The sequence below is a fragment of the Mycobacterium scrofulaceum genome (genome assembly GCF_002086735.1).
GTDB classification, from domain to species: domain Bacteria; phylum Actinomycetota; class Actinomycetes; order Mycobacteriales; family Mycobacteriaceae; genus Mycobacterium; species Mycobacterium scrofulaceum.
The window spans coordinates 1-303 of record NZ_MVIJ01000173.1; the positions used below are offsets into that span (position 1 = coordinate 1).

General features: G+C 61.7%; 1 pseudogene. It reads right to left on the reverse strand.

Annotation, left to right across the window (positions count from 1 at the left end):
- Positions 1–76: 76 nt before the first annotated feature.
- Positions 77–232 (reverse strand): annotated as a pseudogene (locus BST44_RS29305) (integrase core domain-containing protein); the annotation flags it as partial.
- Positions 233–303: the final 71 nt, after the last annotated feature.

The following is a 303-nucleotide window of genomic DNA, read 5'->3' on the forward strand; positions in this document are numbered from 1 at the left end:
CGGGAGATCTGTTGCAGAACCGGGCCGTGTCGCCGGTTTACGCAACGTCACACAACAGGGCAGCTAACCCCAGAAAAAGGCGGCTGGTGTTGTGCCAGTACACCCAGGCCAGGGTCGCCAGCTCGACGTCCTCGACGGTCTTCCAGGGCCCGGTGTGAGCCGGCCCGTAGATCAGCTCGGCCTTGTAGTAACCGTTGACGGTCTCGGCCAGAGCGTTGTCGTAGCTTTGACCGGCTAATCGGGGTCGATGGGTCTGATTTTGGGGCGGAATGGTTCATCGTCGGGGTGGTGGCTTGGTGAGCT